The sequence below is a fragment of the Natrinema versiforme JCM 10478 genome (assembly GCF_000337195.1).
In the GTDB taxonomy this organism is placed as follows: domain Archaea; phylum Halobacteriota; class Halobacteria; order Halobacteriales; family Natrialbaceae; genus Natrinema; species Natrinema versiforme.
Map to the genome: position 1 here is coordinate 113,453 of NZ_AOID01000051.1, position 22,856 is coordinate 136,308.

A 22,856-nucleotide genomic window follows, 5' to 3' on the forward strand; every position below is an offset into this window, starting at 1 on the left:
ATCGAGCCGAACCAGCCCCAGTGACGAGTTTTCGTGATGCCGTCGTTCGCGAAGTGGGTGGGCCGATTCTCCTCTTTCGACGGCTCACCCGCGGCGCTCAAGGATCCGATCGATGATCAGCCGCGTCGAAAGCAGCTGTTCGTCGGCGTCGTCACCCGCCTCTCGAGCGCTCGCCCGACGGACCTCGCAGTCGATCCCGCGGGACTCGAGTTCAGCCGCGATGGCCGCGTCGTCGTGGTGTTGGTCGTGGCCCAGCGCGATCACGTCCGGATCGATCTCCTCGATCGGCACGAAGATGTCCTCCTCGTGGCCGAGTCGGGCCTCGTCGACGGCCTCGAGCGCCGCGACCATGTCCCGGCGCTGACTCGCCGGACAGATCGGAGCCGCCTTGTGGTCGACGTTGGTCGTGCGCGCGACGATGACGTGGAGTTCGTCGCCCATCGCGGCGGCCTCCTCGAGGTAGTGGACGTGGCCGGGGTGGAGGATGTCGAAGGTTCCCTGGGCAATGACCGTCCGGCTCATGGTCGCCTCGCGTCCGATCCGGCGGCGTGTGGTTTCCGTGGCGATCCCGTCGTCGGTCGTGCGGTAGTCACTGATAGCATCGTCTCGAGAGACAAGGGGTGGCTCATCGCAGTTCCTCGTCGATATCCGCCTGTGTGAAATCGAAGAAGTCGTCGGTCTCGGGCAGGTCGACGTCGATCACGTTCAGTTGGGTCGGTTTCCCCTGCGAATCGAACGCCTTCCAATCGGTCCGGCGGTAGGGCGCGCCGATAATGACGTGGACGCTGCCCCGGCCGAACGTGTCCAGATCCGCGTCGCTCGGGCGAATAACGCCGTTTGGATGGGAGTGGATGCTCCCCAGTGCCTTCACGTCGTTCGGAATCTGGTTCGTCTTGACGGTCGCGCTGACGCTGTTGGACTCGGTGCCGGGCACCACGAGGATATCCGTGATGACCAGCCCCTCTCGGTCCAGATCGAGGCGTTCGGCCTCGGTCCCCCGGAGAAATCCCATGTACTCGTTCGGGTGGGTCGCCTCCGAGGACTCGAGGGCGAACTCGAGGGTTTCCTCGGCGATGCCGAGGATCTCGCTCGAGCGAAACAGCGCGTCGAACAACCCCATAGTCCCACCTGCGGTCTTGCGGTTGCTAAACGTTCCGATGCGCCGGTTTGCCGCGACCGGCACCCACGGCCCTACGCGTCCGGAACGGCGTCTTTCGGAATGATGCCGTCGACGTCGGCACACAGGACGTCCTCGCCGTCTTCGTTCGTACAGACCGCGGTGCTCTGGACGTCGTAGTACTCGTCGCGTTCGGTCACCGACTCGAGGCGACAGGTGCAGGTGATCCGCTCGCCGGTGTGGACCGGCTGGGCGAACTCGAACTCCATCCCGCGGGCGATGTAGTTGAGTTCGCCGCCGATCTCCGTCGGCAGCGTTGCGGTGAGCAACCCCTGTGCGGTCAGTCGTCCCGCCTCGTCCGGCTCGGTGTGGATCGGCTGCTGATCGCCCGATAGCTCGCCGAATTCTCGGACATCCTCGTGATCGAAGGTCCGCTCGACGGTGTACTCGTCGCCCTCCTCGGGCGGGTGTGAAACGTCCATGAGCGGATGCTTTTGTGGCCGATCCTATAACTTCTGGTCGTCAATAGCGAAACTGGTACTGCGGATCGCCCCGGCAATTTTCGTTCGCGGTGGTAGGCAATCCGATCCGTTTTATTAGTTCCAGTTCACTCGTTCAAAAGACATATTGATCCCCTAATCAACATCGAGCTATGCCCTCTCGCCGTTCGGTTCTCGCTACTGCCGTCGGCGTCTTGCCGTCCGTTAGCGCCGGTTGTGCATCGTTTCCTCGCTTTCGCGATCCGGCTGGGACTGACTGGTCAGCCCCAGTCCCGGAGTCGGGAATTCCCGCACCACCGGTCGCTACCGAAGGAGTCGTCGTCGCTAGTGGCCGCCATAACGGAGATTTAGAGGAGAGTCGCCTGATCGCCTTCGATACCGGAACGGGGAACCAGCAGTGGGAACACGCGCTCGGACGGATGACCGGTCTCGTCGCTGCCGGCGGTACCGTATACGTCGGTGAAAAACGGGGCGCGAATCAGTCGCGGGTCCTCGCTTTCGATGCTCGGACGGGTGCACAACGGTGGACACAGACCGTCGCCACTCTCTCGTCGGCGATGACAGTGGCGAACGAAACGCTGTATACTGCAAACGGTGGCCTCGCCGCGCTCGAAACGGCCGACGGATCGATTCGATGGGAACAGTCCCGTATCGCCGAAACGGATTTTACTGTCGTCGCCGCCCCGGACGATCAGTTGGCAGCCGACGATGGTGCGGTCTATTTCGGTGATGTAGACGGGGTCGTTGCGATCTCGCCCACCGACGGGACGGCCTCGTGGAGTTGGCGACCGGAACAGTGGGAGGCGACCGCCGTCGGTCCAGTTCCAGTCGACGACGCGATCTACGTCGGCGGTAGCGGTGATGTCGTCGCACTCGACGCGACAGACGGTGCCGCTCGGTGGCGGACTCCGTTCGGCCGAGGTGCCGAGATCACAGGTGTCCGCGCGACCGAGTCGTCGTTGCTCGTCGCGGAGTCGACGGACAGCGCGCCGTCGGACATGTTCGGAACAGTGTATGAACTCTCGTTGGAAGACGGCAGCGAATGGTACGAAATACGGTTCGACGCGCCAGTTACTCAAGCCGCATCGACGACGGCAACGCTCGTCGTCGGGACGGACGACGGAACCGTAACGTGGACCAATGGTGCGTCGTTTTTCGACCGATACGAGACTTCACTCCCGACGAAGGATTTCAGACTCGGTGCCGCCGGCAAACAAGCATTCGCCCAGACCACCGAGGGAACGCTTTGGGCCCTGTCTCCTCCTGAGTGAGAGGTCCCGTCGTCTCCTGGGACACCGATCAGCAGGATCCGACTGCGTGGACCAGCGATCGACTCTCACGAGTCCCCATCGCTTCTTGACAAGGGTTATACGCGACCGCCTCAAACAGCGAATCAAGATGACGCGTGACTCCGCCGGGGAACCCGGCGCAGACGACGGGGATTCCGTCGTCTACGATCTCGCTTCCGATTGTACCGCCGACGATGTCGAGCAAGGCCGTTACTATCTCGCCGAAATCAACGGTATCGTCGACTACGGCGTCTTCGTCGATCTCTCCGATTCCGTCTCCGGACTCGTCCACGAATCCGTCCTCGAGGGCACCTTCGCCGTCGGCGACGAACTCGTCGTCGAACTCGAGAGTGTCAGAGAAAACGGCGACATGGCCTTCGAGCCGGCCGACATCGATGACTACGAGGTTGAAACGGTCGGCCACGACTACTCGCTGACCGGGACCGACCGCCTCGAGAGCGCCATCGGCGAGCAGATCCACCTCGAAGGAACGGTCACGCAGGTCAAACAGACCGGCGGCCCGACGATCTTCCACGTCTCCGACGAGCAGGGCGTCGTTCCCTGCGCTGCCTTCGAAGAAGCCGGCGTCCGCGCCTACCCGACCATCGAGGTCGGCGACGTCGTCCGGGTCACCGGCGCGCCCGAACACCGCGAGGGCTCGGTCCAGATCGAAGTCGACGGCCTCTCGAAACTCAAGGGCGAAGACGCCGCCGACGCCCGCGAGCGACTCGAGGACGCGCTCGACGCCCGCGCCGAACCCCACGACGTCGAGCCGCTGATCGACTGGCCGGCCTTCGAGAAGCTCCGCCCGGATCTGGAGGAGGTCGCCCGACTGCTCCGCCGAACGGTCCTCGAAGGGCGGCCGATCCGCGTGCGCCACCACGCCGACGGCGACGGAATGTGCGCCGCGGTCCCCGTCCAGATCGCGCTCCAGCGGTTTATCGCCGATGTCCACGAAGACGAGGACGCACCGCGGCACCTCATCAAGCGGCTGCCGGCGAAAGCGCCGTTCTACGAGATGGAAGACGCCACGCGGGACCTGAACTTCGCGCTCGAGGACCGCGAGAAACACGGCCAGCAACTCCCGCTCTTGCTGATGCTCGACAACGGCTCGACGGCCGAGGACGTCCCGGCCTACGAGACGCTGGCCCACTACGACATCCCGATCGTCACGGTCGACCACCACCACCCCGACCCGGAGGCGGTCGAGGACCTGCTCGACGCCCACGTCAATCCCTACCTCCACGACGAGGACTACCGGATCACGACCGGGATGCTCTGTGTCGAACTCGCGCGGATGATCTACCCCGATCTGGGCGACGAACTCCGCCACGTTCCCGCCGTCGCCGGCCTCTCGGATCGCTCGAAGGCCGACGCGATGGACGACTACATCGACCTCGCCGCCGCGGAAGGCTACGACGAGGACCGCCTGCAAGACGTCAGCGAGGCGCTCGACTACGCCGCCTTCTGGCTGCGCTACAACTCCGGCGACCAGCTGATTCAGGACCTGCTGCAGGTCGACGGCGACGACGAACAGCGCCACCGCGAACTCGTGGACTTCTTCGCCGACCGCGGTCGCGAGGAAGTCGACGAGCAACTCGAGGCCGCGATGCCCCACCTCGAACACGAAACCCTCGAGAACGGCGCTCACCTCTACCGGATTGACGTCGAGAACTACGCCCACCGGTTTACCTACCCCGCGCCGGGGAAGACCACGGGCGAGATCCACGACCGCAAGATCGAGGAGACCGGCGACCCGGTCATCACGGTCGGCTACGGCCCGGACTTCGCCGTACTCCGCAGTGACGGCGTCCGACTCGACATCCCGAACATGGTCTCCGAACTCGAGGCCGAGATCGCCGGCGGCGGCGTCTCGGGCGGCGGCCACCTCGTCGTCGGCTCGATCAAGTTCGTCACTGGCCGGCGCGAGGAAGTGATCGACGCCCTGGTCGAGAAGATGGCCGAGGCCGACATCGACGAAGCGCTCTCGAGTGCGGCCCCGATCGACGACTAAGTTCCGAGTTGTTTCTTGAGTTTGGCTTTTCGGCTAGTAAACCAGACCTCTTCCTTGTTTAAATCAAGACTAGATTTTTCAGCTAATGAAGAACCATAATCACACCATTGGATTGCTTCATTAATATCGTTTTTCCGCACATATAGTACTACCATTCTCATTAACAGATCAATTCTCCGTTCTTCCAGGTCGAATTCCTCACAAATACCGAGTGCCTTGTTATATGAGGCGTGGGATTTTTCTAGATCTTCAATTTTCTCATATACTAGCCCAATATTATGGAGAGTATTAACCTCCCCAATATGATTTTCGTTCTTTATATGGCATTCGCGGCTTTTTCTATAAAAACTGAGTGCCTCTTCTAATCTTCCAGTTGATCTACAAATATGCCCTAATTTATTCAATAATTCTGCCACTCCCTTAATATCGCCCATCTCCCTCTTTATATCTAATTTTTCATGTAGGTTGTCTTCTATCGTGCTATATTGGTTTTTATTTCCATCAATCAAACCAAGACTATTTAGATGATCTTTCAGACTAGGATTTTCTTTTAATTCTTCTTCTATTTTAAACGCAGTCCTAACTTGGTCTAGAGTAATCCACTGATCTTCATCAGTCACTTTTTCGAGATGGTTGACAATTTCCATAATCTCATCTATACTAGGATCTGGCATTGAATATTCTGTTAGGTTTGATTGTGTACCAATCCACTCGGTTAGAAGATCCGGCAGATCATTGGCCTCATCATTTTCTGTTACTTTTTCATATTTTCCTTCGGTACCCTCAAGCAAAAAGCAAACGTCCGTATCAGTACTATAGCTTGAGATCAACTCAGAAATTCCTGATATATGGGTCTGAAAGGGATCTTCAATAACGATAAGCATGGGGCTACTGTCTTGTTCTTTAGCTCTACTTATTGACTCATTCAGTATATTAATTTTATTACTAGTGATATTCTCAATATTATTTTCTTTTCTATAAAGTACATCTCCGGTTTCGTTTGATGTATACCATTCATAAGCAAGAAAACGGCAAGTTGTGCTTTTACCAGATCCAGATCTGCCGGAAAGTATCACGCTATCTCCATTCAACAACGTATTGAATAGCTGACCCTTCCTTTTAGGCTCACTACTATTATCATCTATATATGGCCGATCAAGAGTTATACCTGAAGCAATTTCTGCAAAAGAGAACGGACCATTCCCCCATTGAGTATGATCAATAGAAGACTCAAAGTCGTTTTCTGAAAGCCATTTGAATCCATTTTCATTCAATTTTGAATATAATCCTTCCAATTCAGACACTTTTTCTTCATCTGTTAATGTGTCTTGATCCTCTGTTTTTGTTGGTTGATCAGTGCGTGGTGAAACCCAGAGCAGTTTTTCTACATCAACATCACGAACAGAATATTTAGGCATACTCCTGTCATCACTACAGCCATATCTGAGCAATGTCGTCAATTCATCATTTTGGGTCCACGGCTGGATTTCTTTCTTAATATCTTGCTCATTATAATTACCTAGGGCATGTTTTTCAAGATTGGCGAGTCCATCAGGATATGAATCTAATTGAGTAAGTAAACGGGGAGAATGTAGGCTAATAGCTACAAACTTCCCCAATTGTTGCAGCGTCAGACTATCATTTGTGTATTCTCCATCAGAGAATTGTACCATCCCCATCTCATATGCTAAGAGTGATCGGAGTCGATAAAGGTTTATAAAACGTATAATTCTCCTAGGATTATGATTGAGGCAAGGTGCAACCATATCTATAACTTCATCTAGAACTTCTGAATGGTATTTTAACAAATCCTCTTCTATTTTATTTCTATTAGTCCCGCGATTAGGTTCTTGTTCTTTATTAATAAGGTGCTTAATGTTGTTGGTTTGAGCTGATGGAACAATAACAGGAATCTGGATGAACTTCTCAAGATACTGATGACCAAATCGAATTCCGCGATGATATGCATCTTTGTCTTCTTTTGAAGCGTTCTCACCTGCTATTGGTGTATCTTCTCGGTTGAGATACGGAAGCAATTCCTCATATTGAGCGGCAAGCCCTGCAGCAGTTTTTTCTCGGTCTAAAGCAATGACAAAGGCAATCCGTGTGTCGTCAGTCAACATTAAGTTTATTGATTGCATTAATTGTGCTGCCTTAGAAACTTTACAACGATCTAGATCATCAATAAACACGTAGACACTATCATCACCAATATATGAATCTAAGATACGATCGAAGTCGTCGTGAAATTCATTAAGGAACGTTGACCTATCCTCATATTCTGGATTTGTCGCATACTCTTGCAGATTTGGATGGAGTGGGTTCAACAATTGACTGCGAACTTGATCGATAACAGTTAAACCACCCAGGAGTGCTGCAATGATACCGCTACTCCCAACGAGAATTTCTACCAATCTTGTTCTTTGTCCTAAATCAATTGGAATTGGAATTGGATAAGATGAGATAAGAACTAATATAGATACTATTGCTAGCGCCAAAACAACAAATAGTGTCAAAATAGACCTTATTAATTTGGTCTTTTTCGCATCTCGCACAAATCTATTCGAAAGTAATTTAATATCTCCACATAGTCGATTCTTTCGAGACTTCGATGACCGTACTTCACTAACAAATACTTGTGCAAAAGAGGCCCATAGAGCTTCTTTATTCTCATATCGCCATGGGTTAAACTGGACTGTTGTCTCATCAGATTCAGCCAATTCTTCATTTAACTGCTTCATAAAAGACGATTTTCCCGTACCCCATTCTCCTTCCACAGACATTGTAAGTGGGAATGATTCTTCAGATTTTATTAGAAATTCTTTAATCACCCCCACATATTCATCAAATCCTAGATAGTCTTCTTCAGACGGTTGATCGTTAAGTGCACTAATCTTCGATGTAGACGACTCAGAGTCTGATTTGTCTGATTTTGTGTCGGCTACATTCATTAAATATACTGACTTTACTCACTGTACTCGTCATACATAACATTTTCCGGTTATAGATGCTGATTTGGGTTTAGAACTGATAACGGCGCTCGTCGTCCATCGACGGATACTGGTCCGCACCGGTCATCTCCTCGAAGGTCATCCCCGAGAGGTACTCGTCGTAGGTCACGTCGTAGGCCGACCGCAGCTGGAAGTCGAACTTGCCGGTGTCGACGGTCGACTGAAAGAGCATGTGGATCGCCCGCCGGACGAGTTCGTCCGTCTCCTCGGGCTCGAGGGCGGCCTCGAGCAATGCGAGTTCGTTGCGCGTTTCGCGGTCCAGCGACAGCGACAACTCGTCGCCGATATCGGTGTACGACGCTGTCACGTCATCGTTGAGATCGTCGAGGCTCATACGGGAGGGGACTCGAGCCGGTCGGATAGGCCTTTCGTGGTCGTCCGAACGCGTCTGGGCGGGCTATGCGGGGCCGAAATCGAATCCGTTCGCCGTCCGCGGACCATCACTCATAAACCGTCGGTTCCCTAATCCTCGCCGATGACAACAGGGGCCCAGGAGTGGGCGTTGCCGGACGATCTCGAGGGCGTTCGCGAGGCGCTGCTCGCGTGGTACAAGGACGACCACCGCGAGTTCCCGTGGCGACGCACGGACGACCCCTACGAAATCCTCGTCAGCGAGGTCATGAGCCAGCAGACCCAACTCGGCCGCGTCGTCGAGGCCTGGGAGGGCTTCCTCGAGCGGTGGCCGACCACCGCCGAACTGGCCGACGCCGACCGCGCGGACGTCGTCGGGTTCTGGACCGACCACAGTCTGGGATACAACAACCGGGCGAAGTACCTCCACGAGGCGGCGGGCCAGGTCGAGGAGGAGTACGACGGCGAGTTCCCCGACACGCCCGACGAACTGCAGGAGCTGATGGGCGTCGGTCCGTACACCGCCAACGCGGTGGCGAGTTTCGCGTTCAACAACGGCGACGCGGTCGTCGACACGAACGTCAAACGAGTGCTCTACCGCGCATTCGACGTGCCGGACGACGACGCGGCCTTCGAGGACGCCGCGAGCGATCTCATGCCGGCGGGGCGCTCGCGGGTCTGGAACAACGCGATCATGGAACTGGGCGGGGTCGCCTGCGAGCAGACGCCGAAGTGCGACGCGGCCGGTTGCCCGTGGCGGGAGTGGTGTGGGGCCTACGCCAGCGGCGACTTCACCGCCCCCGACGTGCCGACCCAGCCGAGTTTCGAGGGGAGCCGCCGGCAGTTCCGTGGCCGCGTGATCGGCACCCTCCGGGAGTACGACGAACTCGAGCTCGATACCCTCGGCCACCGCATCCGAGTCGACTATACCCCCGACGGCGAGTACGGCCGCGAGTGGCTCGCGGGCCTGCTGACCGACCTCGAGTCGGACGGGCTGGTCGAATTCGACGACGGCGGAGCCGAGCCGGTCGCACGGCTCCAGCGCTAACGGAGCGGTTCATCGGCGAGTCAATTCCGGCTGCCGTGTTCTCTCGAGTCGAAAACCCGTTTTCTACAGTAAGCGAAATCAGTCCGCCGCTGGGCGTGCAGCCGTCTCGGACTGCACCGGCGAAGACAGCGGGCGGCGGTCGCCGTGCATTCCCTGTCGGTCAGTTTCGATCGATGACCGGCCGAAAGAAGATGGCGATGGTACTTGTACCTGTCCGGGAATTGCACGGATTGAGAACACTCCCGATCGGCGGCAGGTCGTTCGGTCCTCGCGGACCGAAAGATTACTGCAGTGAACCGTCGGTCGAGAGTGAGAGTCACCGGAATTGGGTGGCGGGAAAGGCTACCGGAAACCAAATCCGTCTATACGTCTCTGTGGTGGGCTTTGGTGATGACCACAGTCGTCGAACTCGGGATTCCGGCCGATCGGCTCGGACTCGCTCGCACGTTCGATCGAGCGTCGGGCTTCGAGTTTCAGGTCGGCGGAATGATCGGTGGCTCGCCGCCGCTCGTCTGGACGAGCGGCTCGGACCGCGACAGCGTTCGCCGGGCGCTCGAGGCGGATCCGTCGGTCGACGTGATCGCGAGCGTCGCCGACGACACCGGGAAGTCCTCGACGGACGACGGAACCGCGTTCAGCCAACGCGACCGCTGGCTGTTCCGCCTCGAGTTCGGCGACGGCGTGAAACTGTTCGAGCAGATCGTGACCGAAAACGACGGCGCGATCCTGACGGCGCGGGGCCGTGAGAGCCAGTGGGCGGTGAAACTGCTCTTTCACGATCGGGAGTCGGTCTCGGCGTGTCACGACCTGCTCGAGCAGTACGAGTTCGGGGCCGACGTCACCCGAATCAGCGGAGTCAACGACCTCGCGAGCGCGCGGACGCCCCTGACGGAGACGCAGTACGAAACGATCCACAAGGCCCACGAACTCGGCTACTTCGACGTTCCCAGAGGAGTGACACTCAAGGAGTTGGCCGCGGAGCTAGACGTGTCACATCAGGCGCTCTCCGAGCGACTCCGGCGGAGCCACGCCGCCCTCGTCAGTGCGGAACTAACCGATCGGACCGCGCCGATGGAGATCGATCCGTGAGTCGACCGCGTCTCAGCGACTCGAGGAAGAAGTCACACGCCTGAGCGTGTACCGGGACCGCGTCACCGCTCTACTCTCCCGTTCGACCATCCACTACTCTTTCCCTCTCCTACCCAGACCATAGTGGACATCCGACTAACGATTGGACGTATCTGCCCTGTATATTCGTCCCTTTTGCGCCACTATTGGAGCTATTTGAGTCAAGGACTAGCTTTATTACTGGACACGCCAATAACAGAACGTCGGCGTGGTGCCGACCGACGCACCGTACGTCGCTGTGAGCGCCGGTGGATCACCCGGACGCAACTACCGATTCGCGGTCATTCGTGGCTGTGTGGCCGCTCGATAATCGGACCACCGACGGGCCGTCTCAGGCCCCAAATCGGCTTTTCCGACGGCTGAACCCGCCGAGCCAGTGCCTAGTTTTATCTGTTGGACGAGAATACAGTCAGGCGAGAATTGAAGTGATCGGACGCAGCCGAACGGACGGCGTCGACGAGCCGCCTCGAGCGTCCGATACGAACGCCGGTCCGTCGGATCTCTCGCTGGACGATATCTATCACCTTCTGCAGACGAAGCGCCGTCGAGACGTGCTCCGCTACCTCCGCACAGCGGACGGGCCGGTCCGGTTGCGCGAACTAGCCGAACAGGTCGCGGCGTGGGAACAGGAGACGACCGTCGACCAGCTTAATTCGAGCGAGCGCCAGCGCGTCTATATCTCGCTGTACCAGTCCCACCTGCCGAAACTCGACAACCACGGAATCGTCGACTACGACAAGGACCGCGGCAGGGTCGAAGCGACGCCGCTGACCGCACAACTCGACGCGTACCTCAAGCCCGCTCGGGAGGCCGACTCGCCCGACCCGTGGCTCCGGCGATACGTTGGGACAGCCGCACTCTGTACGCTCGCGGTCGGAGCGATCGCGACCGGACTCGTCCCAGTATCCGGACTGATCGGCGCGGGATTCGTCCTCGCCTCGTTCGCGGTCGTCACGGGCGCATACGCGTGGTCGGCCGGCGTGTCCCGTCGATAACGAGTTCCCGCTCCGCGAGTTCCTGCCGAGCGGTTGCGATGGATTCGAAACCGGCAGCCAAGCGACGACCGTCAGTCGGCGCGGGAGGGGGCTGCCGCGTTCGGCTCGGGGGACCGCTCGAGGAGCCGATGGGCGTGAAAGGCGACCGAGAAGTCCTGCGGGCTCGGGAGCGCGCAGGCGAGCCAGCCGATCGCCGCCGCGGCGACGACCGGCGTGTCGGTCGTCACGTAGCCGGCGGCGGCGAGTCCGAAGACGGGAACCGCGAGGAGGGCGGGCGCGAGCGCCGCGAGGCGAAGCGTCCACGGCGGTTCGCCGCCGGTCGGACGGGGGTAGACGGCGGCCCACGGACGGGTCGTCAGGAGGGCGAGGACCCCGTCGGGGCGACCGGGGAAATAGGAGACGGAATACTCGACGCGTGCCAGTCGAAGGACCGCCGCGTGCGTCCACTCGTGGGCCACCAGTCCGACCGCTACCGCGAGGGCGAGCGCACAGCCAGCAACCACCACGTTCGATCCGATCATTGCGACGCGAGATGCACACTGCCGGCGTCGGCCGGCTGGGGCGCTCATCTCGCATCCGGAGTCGATGCGTTCCCGGCGGAAGGTCCCCCGCCTGTACCAGTTGTCGCCTTAAGAGCCGACAACAGCGAGGCGGAGGGCGTTGGTCTCGGCTCGAGCCGATCACGTTCGCAACGCGCTCGGAACGAGCGAACTCCGAGCATCACACTGGGGAATTTCGGAGTGGAACACCGGGAAGTACCGGAAGACCCGCCAGTCGCGACGAGGCGGTGGGCCAGCCAAGAACTATGTATTGCTGGGCGGTACCATACGACATGGAATCGACTGAGACGCTCGAGTTCGGTCACGCGGACCGCAAAGGGATCTACGAGTACGTCGAGCGCCACGGCGCGGTCGACCCCGCGGAAACTCGGGACCGACTCGGCCTCGATTCGAGCAGGTTCCGCCATCACGTCGCGATCCTCAAACGGGACGGCCGACTCGAGGAAGCCGACGGAAAACTGCGAGTCACGATCGATGCGGGTGCCGAAGAAGAGTATCTCGCCGACGACCTCGAGTTTCACATTCGGCCGGCGCGACAGGAGGATCTGGCGGGGATCGTCGGCGCGATCCGGCAGGTCACAGCGGAGAAGACGTACATCGAAGCCGAGAGCGTCGCCGACGAGATCGACCACGAGAACGCCTTGCTCCGGCACAACGAACTCCAGTCCCGGATGTTCTTCGTCGCCACGGTCGACGACGAGGTCGTCGGCTGGGTCCACCTCCACGCGCCCGAGATCGACAAGCTGAGCCACACCGCCGAACTCACCGTCGGCGTCTTAGAGGAGTACCGCGGCCGCGGCATCGGTTCGCACCTCCTCTCGCGTGGCCTCGAGTGGGCCGGTGCGAACCGCTACGAGAAGGTCTACCAGAGCGTGCCCTCGACCAACGAGGCGGCGATCGCGTTCCTCGAGGAACACGACTGGGAGACCGAAGCGATCCGCGAGGATCACTACAAACTCGACGGCCACTATGTCGACGAGGTGATGATGGCTGTCGAGCTCTGAGTTGACAATTCGATTTATATAACCGTCTCTGAAACGGACGGGTATGCGCTACGTGACCGCCGCGCAGTTCGAGCCCGAGGAGCGGGTGGGATCGACTGCGGCCATCGTCGCGATGGGTCTCGGTCTCTCGATTGCCGGCATCGTCCAGACGCTCGCCGCGCCGGCCGCCCAGCCGCTCGTCGCGGTCGAACTGTTCCTCTCGTTGCTCGTCCCGACCGGCCTGGCCACCGGCGGCTACTGGCTGGCCGACCGAAACGTCTCGTCGACCGATCGCTGGCGAGCCGTGACGCAGGTCTCGGTCGGGATCGTCCTCGCCTGTGCGTTCGCGCTCTGGCTGACGGGCTACGTCACTCTCGAGGGCAGTGTGATCCGCGACCCGCTGGGGCTGACGACGACGCTTGCCGGCGTCGGCGGTGCGACCGGCTTCGTGAGCGCCGTGCGGGAGTTGCCCGACGAATCGATCGGCTCGAGCGGCTCGCCGGGAGCGGCCGGAGCCGAACTGCCGGCACCGGTTGCCCCCGTCGCCCCATCCGACGCGGCGGCGACAGTCGGGACCTCGAGCGAATCGACGACGTCCACTGTCGTCCAGTCGGCCGCACTCGAATCGCCGATCGACGGGCCGCCGATCCCAGAACTACCGACCACCACTGCGGCGGCGAGAACCGCTCCGTCGGCGGATTCCGGCACGACGAGCACTCGAGAACCGCGAACAGCGACTCCGCTCTGGGCCGACGTCGATCCGCGCGGGCGGACCGGCGCTCCCGCACGGCCCGTGGGGCCGTCCGAACGGACTGCGATCGAGGGCACCGTCCCCGACGCGCTCGAGCCGTCCGTCCGCGACGCGTCCGCCGATGCCGTCGGCTCGCACGATCCGCTCGAGTCGCCGACGCCGGCGCGGGATCCCGGCGTCGAGGCCGTCGCGGCCGTGCCGTCGACGGCCGAGACGGTCCTCGGCGTCCTCCAACGCGAGCGTGCCCGCATCGCCCTCGCGGTCCTGTACCACGAGTGGGACGGCGCGGAGCGATCGGTCGAGGCCCTCGCCCGCGCGGTCTCGTATCACGTCGACGGCTCGGCCGACGCCGTCGCGATCGGACTGCGACACGCGACGCTGCCCGAGTTAGCGGAGATTCGGGCCGTCGATTGGAACCCCCGGACCGGTCGCGTCTCGGCGTCCGACCATGCCGTCTTCGAGGAGGGTGTCCGCGAAGCGGCGGTGCTCCTCGAGTCGTTCGAGCCGGGGACGAGATAGCGTTCGCGGGACTGCCGGCCGCTCGAGCGGGTCGTGCGGTCGGCGAGGTCGGGCGAATCGAAAGACAATTCCTCCGGACGGCGCTACCGGAAGGCATGCTTTCGATCGCACTTGCCGGGAAACCGAACGCCGGCAAGTCCACGTTCTACACGGCGGCGACCATGGCGGAGGTAGACGTCGCCAACTATCCGTTCACGACGATCGACGCCAACCGCGGAGTGAGTTACGTCCGGACCGACTGTCCCTGCCTCGAGCGCGACGAGCGCTGTAACGCGGACAACTGCGAGGACGGCAAGCGCTACGTCCCGATCGAACTGCTCGACGTGGCGGGGCTCGTCCCTGGCGCTCACGAGGGGAAGGGGCTGGGCAACCAGTTCCTCGACGAACTCACGAACGCGGACGTGATCGTCAACGTCGTCGACGCCTCCGGCGGTACCAACGAGAAGGGCGAACCCGTCGACATCGGCGACCACGACCCGCTCGAGGACATCGACTTCATCGAGGAGGAGATGGACCTCTGGCTGGCCGGCATCGTCGAGAACAACTGGGAATCCGTCGAGCGAAAGTCCCGCTCGCCCGATTTCGACATCGACGAGGCGCTGGCGGACATGCTCTCGGGCTTCGGTGCGTCTCCGAAACAGATCGCGATGACCCTCCGTGATCTCGACTACCCCGACGACCCCATCCAGTGGGAGGACGAACACCGCGAGGCGCTCGCACGCGACGTTCGCCGGCGGACCAAGCCGATCGTCGTCGCCGCGAACAAGATCGACGTGGCACCCGAGGAGAACGTCGAGCGCCTGCTCGAACTCGACAAGCCCGTGATCCCGACCACCGCGGAGGGCGAACTCGCGCTCCGCCGGGCCGCCGACAACGGCCTCATCGAATACGATCCCGGCGACGAGACGATCGCAATCGGCGACGACGTCAACGACGCCCAGCGCGAGGCCCTCGAGGGACTGGCGGACACGATGGCCGAATGGGACGGCACGGGCGTCCAGACGGCGCTCGACCACGCGGTTTACGACCTGCTCGATCACCTCACCGCCTACCCGGTCGAGGACGCCTCGAAGTGGTCGGACGGGAGCGGCAACGTCCTCCCCGACGCCTTCCTGCTGCCTGATGGCTCGACCCCGGTCGATCTCGCCTATAGCGTCCACTCCGACATCGGCGACGGCTACCTGCACGCGGTCAACGCCAAGTCGAACCGGGAGATCGGCGAGGAGTACGAACTCGAGGAGGGCGACGTGATCAAGATCGTCAGCACGGCGTCGTGACGGCGGCCGGAGGCTGTTTTCGTCGTTCAGTCTCGAGTCTCCTCGACGGAAACCGGTACGCGAAGTTGAATTAGAACAAATAGTTATATTCTGCTCCAAATTCAGAAATGCGTTCAAATATTCCTCCGATACGTCGTTAGGCGGACGACTTATTTGGCATAGCGTGGTTGATCGTCCCATGGTGGACAAGACCCTTGCCGCCGACGAGGTCACCCGCGAAGAGGCCGCCGAACAGCTCCGGGCGCTGGCCGACGAACTCGAGGGGGAGGGACCGGCGACGGTTCGAACGGGGAACAAGACGGTCGATCTGCGGCCGTCGGAGTCGATCGCCTACGAGGTCGGCGTCCGCGAGCGGTCGTCGATCCTGCGCGGGAACCGCGAGACGGTGACGGTCAAGCTGGACTGGAAACCGCCGAACGTCTCCGAGGGATCGGCGGAAGCCGAGGCCGAATAGCGACCGACGACCGGCTGCTCGAGCGGTCGAGCATCCGGACGAACCGCTGTCAGCGATGGCTCGGCCCGGAACCGATCCGACAGGATTTCGTAGTTTCACGGCCGCTGTCGGGTAGAGAGTAGTTTTTCGTCGCTGGCGACGTAGGCGGCTCATGGCACCCCACCCGACCCGCGTTTCACAGCCCCGGCGAGATCGAACGATCCCGGCGCAGTTGGCCTCCCTGAGCGACCGCCTCGAGGCGGCCGAGTACCAGCAACGGCAGTTGAAGAACACGGTCGCCGCGCTCGGGAGCGAAATCGGCGTCTCGGTGGGCTGTCCGTGCGGCCGCTGTAATGAGAGCTACACGCTCATCAAGGCGGGGAGCATGTACTGCCCCCGGTGTGGCTACCGGGAATCGCTGTAAGCTCGGCTCGATTTTCGGCGGCGGTCGACGCCCCCACCTCGTTCACACGAGCGCGGCGAGCGGGTCGAATCGAACGGCGGCCACGAGCACGGCGAGGAAGACGTAGGAGCCGCGGATGAGCAACATGGTCGCGAGTTCGGGATCCGCCCGCCGTGCGATCACGGCGACAGCGGCGAACGCGACGGCCGCGAGCAGCGCCGTCAGCGGGAAGATGCGAGCGAGAGCGAAGGCGGTGACGGCGACTAAGGCGACGGCCATCAGCCCGTAGGCGACGCCGTAGGCGCGGTCGGGGCCGACCGCCACCGCGACGGTCCGTTTCTGAATCGACCGGTCGTACGCGTAGTCCTGCGCGTCGTCGATTACCTTGATCCCCGAGAGGAGCGCGAGGAAGACCACGGCGAAGCCCAGCGGTACGGCGGTGATCGTCCCGGCCTGCACGTAGAATCCCCCGAGCACGGACAGGGCGATACCGAGCGGGTAGCCCGTCGTCGCCGTCACGGGATTCATATCGAGCTGTGGCGCGTGGTGGTAAGCGATCAGCCACGTGGGGATGGTCAGCGCGACCGCGAACGGGCCGACGAGCACTCCGAGGGCGATACAGCACAGCGCGAACGTCGTCGTCGACAGCGCGAGTGCGACTCGACAGCCGGTCGCGGTCAGCGGATGGTCGTCGTCCTCGCCGCGGACGTGGAAATCGACGTAGCCGTCTTTCACGTGGGCCGTATAGACCGCCGCGAACATCGCGAGGACGTGGACCGCGGCGAGCAGCGGGTCGACGCTCCCCGCGAGGATCGCCCCGAACAGCGACGCGGCCAGCGGCGGCGTCATGAAGACGGGATGGACCTGTGACCGGAGCGCTCGAGCCGTCGCGCCGACACCCGTCCCGTCTCTCGCGAGGGGCATGCCTTGAGTGACAACGAACTGCTGTATAATACCCGGGCCGGGACCGCACGCGCTGGAACGGATCGGGGACCCCGCCGGTGGCTTCCGAAACACACAATTTGATGTGTTGTGCCGTGCCACGAGGGTTCATGACGGATGGTTACACCGGTGCGGATCTCTTCACTGACGCTCTGGAAGCCTACGGCGTCGACTACGTCTTCGGCAACCCGGGGACGACCGAACTGCCGATCGTCGACGCGATCGGCGAGAGCGACCTCGAGTACCGGCTCGGGCTCCACGAGGACATCGCCGTCGGGATGGCCGGCGGCTACGCCCAGCGCCGGCGGTATCACGCCCATCACGACGAGTCGATCACGCCGGTCGGCGTGGCGAACCTCCACATCGCGCCGGGGCTGGCCCACGGGCTGGGCAACCTCTATGCGGCCAAGATCGCCGGCGCGCCGCTGGTCGTGACCGCGGGCAATCACAGCACGGACTTCCGCCACGAGGAGCCGATCCTCTCCGGTCGCCTCGCGGACATGGCCCGGCAGTTCTGCAAGTGGTCCGACGAGGTACTCGACGTCTCGGCGCTGCCGACGATGCTCCGGCGGGCGTTCCGAGTCGCGATGACGCCGCCGACCGGCCCGGTCTTCCTCGGGCTGCCGCTGGACGTGATGCTCGCCGAAACCGACGCCGAACCCGAACGGCTCGGCCCGATTCCCAACGCCGGCAGCGGCGACCCCGCCCAACTCGAGCGCGCGACGGACCTGCTGGTCGATGCGGACAACCCGGTGTTGGTCGTCGGCGATCACGTCGCCCGCTCGGGTGCCGACGCCGTCGCCGCGGCAGTCGAACTCGCGGAAGCGACGGGGGCTCGCGTCCACGGCGAGATTCTCTCCTGTGAAGTCGATTTCCCGACGGACCACGAGCAGTGGGTCTCCTACCTCCCGACCAACGAGGACTTGGCGTCGATGCTGATGGACACCGACACGATCCTCTTTGCGGGCTGTTCGACGAACACGACGCTGACCCGCCACGAGGAGGCGCTGGTCGATTCCGACACGACCTGCATCCACCTGAGCGACGACAGTTGGCAGGTCGGCAAGAACCAGCCCGCCGACGCGGCCGTGATCGGCGATCCGGGGCTGGTCCTACAGGGGCTCACCGAGCGAGTCCAGCAGCGGCTCTCGGACGATGTCGTCGCCGACCGGCTCGAGGCCGTCGCCGAGGTCAAGGAAACTGTCGAGGCCCAGATGGCCAGCTACGGCGAGGGCGACGGGGCAGACGACCCCCGCTCTTCGAAGGCCGAACTGGTCGACGCCATGGAGCGGGTGGCGGGCGACGCGGCCATCGTCGACGAGGGCGTCACCTCGAAGTACGCCATGCTGGTGCGGTGGGATCTCGCGCCGGAGCAGTACATGTCGAACAAGGGCGGCGGGCTCGGCTACGGGCTGCCGGCGGCGGTCGGTGCCGCCGTCGCGGAGGAACAGCGAGACGATCCCCGCGACGTGGTCGGCTTCATCGGGGACGGCTCCTACCAGTACTATCCCCACTCGATCTACAGCGCCGCCCGCTACGATCTGGATCTCACCGTCGTCATCTCGGACAACCGCAACTACCGCATCCTGAAGGACAACACGCTCAAGATCATGGGCGGCGAGGAAGCCGACTACGACTTCGTCGGCATGGACTTCGACCCCGCCGTCGACCTCGTCAAAAACGCCGAGAGCCACGGCGCTCGTGCCGAACGCATCGAAACGCCCGACGAGATCGAAGAGCGTCTCGCAGACGCCCTCGAACGCGACGGTCCCGACGTGCTCGACGTGTTGGTCCACGACTGATGCGGATTGCTGTAACGATTTACCGGCGCAACCGCCACCCGGGTGGCGGTTGCGCCGGAAATGACGTACAGTAAACCGTATGAGACCGCCGCCGACCCCTCGGCGATTCCGGCCGTCGATCCGGCCGATTCGCCACCGCGCGGCCGGTAGACACTTGGATATCCTCTCCGCAGAGTACGTATTCACGGATGGGCTGGGTGATCAACCCCTACAGCGTCGTCCTGTTACTCTCATTCGTCGTCGCCGTCGGAACCGCAGTCGCAGCGTCGCGGTCGCGGCCAGCCGCCGGCTCGGTTCCCCTGACCGCGCTCATGGCGAGCGTCGCGGTTTGGCTGGGCGCACACGTCCTCGAGATCGAATCGACGGCGTTCGTCTGGAAGGCCCGCTGGGCGGACCTCCAGTGGCTGCCCGCCGCCGTCATCCCGACGCTGTTTCTCGTGTTCGCCCTCGAGTACACGGGCAGGGATCGGTGGCTCACCCGCCGTCGGCTGGGGCTGCTCGCGATCGAGCCGGCCGTTATGATCGGCCTGTTGGCAGTAAACAACCGGACGGGGGTCCTGTGGGGCACGTCCGTCGAGGCGGCGGTCGCGCTGGATATCCCGTGGGGGCAGCCGGCGACCGTCGCCACCGCGACGCCAGCACTCGGGCTGTTCGCCCACCTCGGGTACGCGACGCTCTGTCTCGCGGCCACCGCGATTATCGTCCTGGAACTGGTCGTCCGGAGCAACCGCCTCCACCGCTGGCAGGGGCTCGCCGTCCTGATCGCGGTCGCGGTCCCGTGGGCGACGGCCGTCGTCGCGTCGTCGTCGCTCGAGATCATCGGCACGACGCCGATCGGCCTGACGGTCACCGGCCTCGCGCTGACGATCGGTCTCTACCGCTACCGGCTCCTCGAGATCACGCCGATCGCCAGGAACGAGGTCGTCGCGAACCTCGAGGACGGTGTCCTCGTCGTCGACTCGAACCGGCAGATCGTCGACAGTAACCCGGTCGCGCGGTCTCGCTTCGGCCGCGACGAACTCGTCGGCGAGCCGATCGACTCCGTCCTGCCGATCGATTTCGACGCGGTGATCGGCGCAGCCGAGCGTCACGAACGCGGCGAGGAATCGACCGCCGAGACCGACGGCGATGCCGCGCAGTTCTCGCTCGCGGACGGCGGCGATCGGTGCCACTACGAACTCGCCGCCGCGCCGATCGACGACGGCCGCGGCCGCTCGATGGGCTGGACCATCGTCGTCCACGACGTGACCGAGCGAGTCCGCCGGGAACGCGAACTCGAGCGGAAAAACCGGAAGTTAGACGAGTTCGCGAGCGTCGTCAGCCACGACCTGCGGAACCCGCTTTCGGTCTCGAAGGGGTATCTCGAACTGCTCGAGGAGGAGTACGACCCGGACCACGTCGAAACGATCGCAGCCGCCCACGAGCGGATGGAGCGACTGATCGACGACGTCCTCGCGCTCGCTCGGGAGGGGCGGGCCGCACTCGAGATGCGGCCGGTCGCGCTCGCCGACGTCGCGACCGAAGCGTGGTCGACGGTCGAAACCGACGGGGCGACCCTTTCGATCGACGGCGAGCGACCGGTCGAGGCGGACCGAACGCAGCTCCGACAGTTGCTCGAGAACCTGTTTCGAAACGCGATCGATCACGGATCGCCGGCTCGAGAGCTGCGATCGGACGGGAGCGGGGCGAGCGATGAGACGCCGGTCACCGTCACGGTCGGGACGCTCGAGGACGGGTTCTACGTCGCCGATTCGGGGACCGGATTCGAGGGCGATCCGGCGGCGGTCTTCGAGGCGGGGTACACGACGAGCGAGCGCGGGACGGGGCTCGGGCTCTCGATCGTCGCGGATATCTGTGCCGATCACGGGTGGTCCGTGACGGCGACCGAGGCCGCGACCGGCGGCGCGAGATTCGAGATCACCGGTGTGGCGGGTGCCGAGTCGCCGCCGGAGTCAGCGGACCGGCCGTCGGAGAACCAACCGTCGGAAGACCGGCTATCGACCGCTCCCGCCGACGACCGCGAGTGACCGAGTAATCGGCGCTACGACCGCCAGTACGCCGGCGTCAGGATGACCAGCACGGAGAGGATTTCCAGCCGACCGATCCACATGAGAAAGACCATGTACAGCTTCGCGGCGTCGGAGAACGACTCGTAGCTGTTCATCGGCCCGACGACGCCGACGCCCGGGCCGACGTTTCCGAGCGTCGCGATCGTGGCGCTCGTCGCCTCAAGCGCTGACAGCGAGAGGCCGGAGGTCCGGTGGGCGTCGAGGAACAGCACCACCGTCGAGACGACGAACAGCGTCAGGAAGAGCGCCATGAAGACGAAGATGCTGTGGATCGTCTCCTCGTCGACGACGTCCCCGGACCCGCTCATTCGGACCGGGCGGACGGCTTGGGGATGGATCGTCCTGAACAGTTCGCGCCGGATCGATTTCCCGACGACGTACCAGCGGACGATCTTGATCGAGCCGGCCGCAGAGCCCGCGGAGCCGCCCAGAAACATCGCGAAGAGGAGGATCGCCTGTGCCGACTCGCTCCACGTGTTGAAGTCCATGCTGGCGTAGCCGGTCGTGGTCACGATCGCGAGCGTCTGGAAAAGCCCGTGGCGAAGCGAGCGCTCGAGGCTGCCCGGAATCGCGGCGACGCCCTCGGGGACGGTCGCGAGGCCGACGCCGAGGAACAACAGCACGGAGAGGAGGCCGCCGACGATCCCCATCGACAGCAGGTACGACCGGAACTCGGCGTTGCCGGTCAGGCGCTCGGGCCGGCCGCGCCACGCGTACCAGTAGAGCGCGAAGTTCGCCCCGGCGACGATCATGAAGGGCATGACCGCCCACTGGACGATCGGTTTGAAGGCCTCGATGCTGCGCCCTTCGGGAGAGAACCCGCCGGTCGGTAGGGTCGTAAGCGCGTGGGCGACGGCATTGTAAAACGTCATGTTCTCGGCGAGTCCCACGAGTTGGAGCCCGTAGTAGACGACTACGGCGGCGAGGGTAAACCACGCGTAGAGCAGCCAGAGTGCCCGCGCCGTCTGCTTGATCCGCGGCGTGAGCTTCTCGACCTGAATACCCGGCGATTCCTCCCGGATGAGCTGTGTCCCACCGACGGAGAGCTCCGAGAGGATCGCGACCATGAGCACGAGAATGCCCATCCCGCCGAGCCACTGGGTGACTTGTCGCCACATCATCACGGAATGCGAGTGGGTGTCGACGGAAATCTCGCCCATGACCGTCGCGCCGGTGGTCGTAAAGCCGCTCACGCTCTCGAACAGCGCGTTGACGGGATCGGCGATCGTCCCCGTGCCGGCGACGAGATACGGGATCATCCCGACGGCCGGCACGACGAGCCACGTCAACGCGACCATCAGGAACGCCTCGCGGTGCTCGAGTTCGGGGTCCGTCTCGAGGCGCTCGAGTCCCGTGCCGACGGCGACTGCGACGGCGAGTGCGACCAGGAACGGCAGGGGGGACTCCCGGTAGTACAGCGCGACGACCGTCGGAAACAGGAGCGTCAGGGAGAGATACTTCAGCACCGTCCCGAGGAGGCTACAACTGGATCGAACGTCGACGTGAATCCTGAGTGACATACGTAGTAGTTATGCGTCGGACAGCGAACGGCTGCAACACTAACGGAACGGTCGCTATCTCCGACACATTCGGCGTTTGGCAATAAAAACTGCGTCTCGGCCGCGAGCGAGTACTGGGAGAGATGGCCGAGTCGCGCCCGGTCA

The 22,856-nt window shown here is 62.3% G+C and carries 20 protein-coding genes; 12 read left to right on the top strand and 8 right to left on the bottom strand.

What is annotated here, in order from left to right:
- Positions 1–84 precede the first annotated feature (84 nt).
- The 3 genes from C489_RS16955 to C489_RS16965 form a co-directional block, all read right to left on the bottom strand.
- Positions 85–522: an adenylyltransferase/cytidyltransferase family protein gene (locus C489_RS16955; protein ID WP_006432563.1), complete on the bottom strand. Its 438-nt coding sequence runs from the start codon at positions 520–522 to the stop codon at positions 85–87.
- 103 nt (positions 523–625) lie between these two features.
- Positions 626–1,120, bottom strand: a complete 495-nt coding sequence (locus C489_RS16960) for a Mov34/MPN/PAD-1 family protein (RefSeq protein WP_006432564.1) — start codon at positions 1,118–1,120, stop codon at positions 626–628.
- A gap of 71 nt (positions 1,121–1,191) precedes the next feature.
- Entirely contained in the window at positions 1,192–1,599 is a 408-nt protein-coding gene (locus C489_RS16965; protein ID WP_006432565.1) for an FAS1-like dehydratase domain-containing protein, read from the bottom strand.
- A gap of 170 nt (positions 1,600–1,769) precedes the next feature.
- On the opposite strand from C489_RS16965, the gene C489_RS16970 reads away from it, so the two are divergent.
- The gene (locus C489_RS16970; protein ID WP_049890978.1) at positions 1,770–2,888 is read left to right on the top strand and encodes an outer membrane protein assembly factor BamB family protein; all 1,119 of its coding nucleotides are present in this window, start codon (positions 1,770–1,772) and stop codon (positions 2,886–2,888) included.
- 127 nt (positions 2,889–3,015) lie between these two features.
- Complete coding sequence (locus tag C489_RS16975; protein WP_006432567.1) at positions 3,016–4,920, top strand: DHH family phosphoesterase; 1,905 nt, start codon at positions 3,016–3,018, stop codon at positions 4,918–4,920.
- On the opposite strand, the gene C489_RS20960 is transcribed toward C489_RS16975, so the two are convergent.
- Entirely contained in the window at positions 4,917–7,871 is a 2,955-nt protein-coding gene (locus tag C489_RS20960; RefSeq protein WP_152423177.1) for a P-loop NTPase fold protein, read from the bottom strand. The genes C489_RS16975 and C489_RS20960 overlap by 4 nt on opposite strands.
- A 70-nt stretch (positions 7,872–7,941) precedes the next feature.
- Positions 7,942–8,265 carry a hypothetical protein gene (locus C489_RS16980; protein ID WP_006432568.1) on the bottom strand — a complete coding sequence of 108 codons (324 nt, stop codon included), beginning with the start codon at positions 8,263–8,265 and terminating at the stop codon, positions 7,942–7,944.
- 141 nt (positions 8,266–8,406) lie between these two features.
- Here C489_RS16980 and C489_RS16985 point away from each other — a divergent pair, with 141 nt between their 5' ends.
- The 3 genes from C489_RS16985 to C489_RS16995 all read left to right on the top strand — a co-directional run bounded on the left by C489_RS16985 (position 8,407) and on the right by C489_RS16995 (position 11,453).
- Complete coding sequence (locus C489_RS16985) at positions 8,407–9,330, top strand: HhH-GPD family protein (RefSeq protein WP_006432569.1); 924 nt, start codon at positions 8,407–8,409, stop codon at positions 9,328–9,330.
- A gap of 390 nt (positions 9,331–9,720) precedes the next feature.
- On the top strand, positions 9,721–10,419 hold the full coding sequence (locus C489_RS16990) for a helix-turn-helix domain-containing protein (RefSeq protein ID WP_006432570.1): 699 nt from the start codon (positions 9,721–9,723) through the stop codon (positions 10,417–10,419).
- A gap of 464 nt (positions 10,420–10,883) precedes the next feature.
- Positions 10,884–11,453, top strand: a complete 570-nt coding sequence (locus C489_RS16995) for a DUF7344 domain-containing protein (protein ID WP_006432571.1) — start codon at positions 10,884–10,886, stop codon at positions 11,451–11,453.
- Between the two features lie 71 nt (positions 11,454–11,524).
- Here C489_RS16995 and C489_RS17000 read toward each other — a convergent pair whose 3' ends face one another.
- Positions 11,525–11,974: a hypothetical protein gene (locus tag C489_RS17000; RefSeq protein ID WP_006432572.1), complete on the bottom strand. Its 450-nt coding sequence runs from the start codon at positions 11,972–11,974 to the stop codon at positions 11,525–11,527.
- 311 nt (positions 11,975–12,285) lie between these two features.
- Here C489_RS17000 and C489_RS17005 point away from each other — a divergent pair, with 311 nt between their 5' ends.
- The 5 genes from C489_RS17005 (at position 12,286) to C489_RS17025 (ending at position 16,400) form a co-directional block, all read left to right on the top strand.
- A complete protein-coding gene (locus C489_RS17005; protein WP_006432573.1) occupies positions 12,286–13,017 on the top strand; it encodes a GNAT family N-acetyltransferase in 732 nt (243 codons plus the stop codon).
- A 43-nt stretch (positions 13,018–13,060) separates the two neighbouring features.
- Complete coding sequence (locus C489_RS17010) at positions 13,061–14,266, top strand: hypothetical protein (RefSeq protein WP_006432574.1); 1,206 nt, start codon at positions 13,061–13,063, stop codon at positions 14,264–14,266.
- Between the two features lie 95 nt (positions 14,267–14,361).
- Entirely contained in the window at positions 14,362–15,543 is a 1,182-nt protein-coding gene (locus C489_RS17015) for a redox-regulated ATPase YchF (RefSeq protein ID WP_006432575.1), read from the top strand.
- A 178-nt stretch (positions 15,544–15,721) separates the two neighbouring features.
- Positions 15,722–15,997, top strand: coding sequence for an amphi-Trp domain-containing protein (locus tag C489_RS17020; RefSeq protein WP_006432576.1), 276 nt, complete (start codon positions 15,722–15,724; stop codon positions 15,995–15,997).
- Positions 15,998–16,148: 151 nt separating this feature from the next.
- Positions 16,149–16,400, top strand: coding sequence for a hypothetical protein (locus tag C489_RS17025; protein WP_006432577.1), 252 nt, complete (start codon positions 16,149–16,151; stop codon positions 16,398–16,400).
- A gap of 42 nt (positions 16,401–16,442) precedes the next feature.
- Here the strand turns inward: C489_RS17025 and C489_RS17030 are convergent, their stop codons facing one another.
- Positions 16,443–17,303: a UbiA family prenyltransferase gene (locus C489_RS17030; protein WP_006432578.1), complete on the bottom strand. Its 861-nt coding sequence runs from the start codon at positions 17,301–17,303 to the stop codon at positions 16,443–16,445.
- Positions 17,304–17,431: 128 nt separating this feature from the next.
- Here C489_RS17030 and C489_RS17035 point away from each other — a divergent pair, with 128 nt between their 5' ends.
- Positions 17,432–19,123, top strand: a complete 1,692-nt coding sequence (locus tag C489_RS17035; protein ID WP_006432579.1) for a thiamine pyrophosphate-binding protein — start codon at positions 17,432–17,434, stop codon at positions 19,121–19,123.
- 188 nt (positions 19,124–19,311) lie between these two features.
- The gene (locus C489_RS17040; RefSeq protein ID WP_006432580.1) at positions 19,312–21,150 is read left to right on the top strand and encodes a sensor histidine kinase; all 1,839 of its coding nucleotides are present in this window, start codon (positions 19,312–19,314) and stop codon (positions 21,148–21,150) included.
- Positions 21,151–21,164: 14 nt separating this feature from the next.
- Here the strand turns inward: C489_RS17040 and C489_RS17045 are convergent, their stop codons facing one another.
- A complete protein-coding gene (locus C489_RS17045) occupies positions 21,165–22,712 on the bottom strand; it encodes a TrkH family potassium uptake protein (RefSeq protein ID WP_006432582.1) in 1,548 nt (515 codons plus the stop codon).
- Between the last annotated feature and the right edge of the window lie 144 nt (positions 22,713–22,856).

What these genes read in the sequence shown, in the direction of transcription:
- C489_RS17035 (WP_006432579.1), top strand. Translation starts at nt 17,432, where the DNA reads ATGACGGATGGTTACACCGGTGCGGATCTCTTCACTGACGCTCTGGAA.
- C489_RS16975 (WP_006432567.1), top strand. Translation starts at nt 3,016, where the DNA reads ATGACGCGTGACTCCGCCGGGGAACCCGGCGCAGACGACGGGGATTCC.
- C489_RS17025 (WP_006432577.1), top strand. Translation starts at nt 16,149, where the DNA reads ATGGCACCCCACCCGACCCGCGTTTCACAGCCCCGGCGAGATCGAACG.
- C489_RS17020 (WP_006432576.1), top strand. Translation starts at nt 15,722, where the DNA reads ATGGTGGACAAGACCCTTGCCGCCGACGAGGTCACCCGCGAAGAGGCC.
- C489_RS17000 (WP_006432572.1), bottom strand. Translation starts at nt 11,974, where the DNA reads ATGATCGGATCGAACGTGGTGGTTGCTGGCTGTGCGCTCGCCCTCGCG.
- C489_RS16990 (WP_006432570.1), top strand. Translation starts at nt 9,721, where the DNA reads ATGACCACAGTCGTCGAACTCGGGATTCCGGCCGATCGGCTCGGACTC.
- C489_RS16985 (WP_006432569.1), top strand. Translation starts at nt 8,407, where the DNA reads ATGACAACAGGGGCCCAGGAGTGGGCGTTGCCGGACGATCTCGAGGGC.
- C489_RS16970 (WP_049890978.1), top strand. Translation starts at nt 1,770, where the DNA reads ATGCCCTCTCGCCGTTCGGTTCTCGCTACTGCCGTCGGCGTCTTGCCG.
- C489_RS17030 (WP_006432578.1), bottom strand. Translation starts at nt 17,303, where the DNA reads ATGCCCCTCGCGAGAGACGGGACGGGTGTCGGCGCGACGGCTCGAGCG.
- C489_RS16965 (WP_006432565.1), bottom strand. Translation starts at nt 1,599, where the DNA reads ATGGACGTTTCACACCCGCCCGAGGAGGGCGACGAGTACACCGTCGAG.
- C489_RS17015 (WP_006432575.1), top strand. Translation starts at nt 14,362, where the DNA reads ATGCTTTCGATCGCACTTGCCGGGAAACCGAACGCCGGCAAGTCCACG.
- C489_RS16955 (WP_006432563.1), bottom strand. Translation starts at nt 522, where the DNA reads ATGAGCCGGACGGTCATTGCCCAGGGAACCTTCGACATCCTCCACCCC.
- C489_RS17040 (WP_006432580.1), top strand. Translation starts at nt 19,312, where the DNA reads ATGGGCTGGGTGATCAACCCCTACAGCGTCGTCCTGTTACTCTCATTC.
- C489_RS17010 (WP_006432574.1), top strand. Translation starts at nt 13,061, where the DNA reads ATGCGCTACGTGACCGCCGCGCAGTTCGAGCCCGAGGAGCGGGTGGGA.
- C489_RS17045 (WP_006432582.1), bottom strand. Translation starts at nt 22,712, where the DNA reads ATGTCACTCAGGATTCACGTCGACGTTCGATCCAGTTGTAGCCTCCTC.
- C489_RS16980 (WP_006432568.1), bottom strand. Translation starts at nt 8,265, where the DNA reads ATGAGCCTCGACGATCTCAACGATGACGTGACAGCGTCGTACACCGAT.
- C489_RS17005 (WP_006432573.1), top strand. Translation starts at nt 12,286, where the DNA reads ATGGAATCGACTGAGACGCTCGAGTTCGGTCACGCGGACCGCAAAGGG.
- C489_RS16960 (WP_006432564.1), bottom strand. Translation starts at nt 1,120, where the DNA reads ATGGGGTTGTTCGACGCGCTGTTTCGCTCGAGCGAGATCCTCGGCATC.
- C489_RS20960 (WP_152423177.1), bottom strand. Translation starts at nt 7,871, where the DNA reads ATGAATGTAGCCGACACAAAATCAGACAAATCAGACTCTGAGTCGTCT.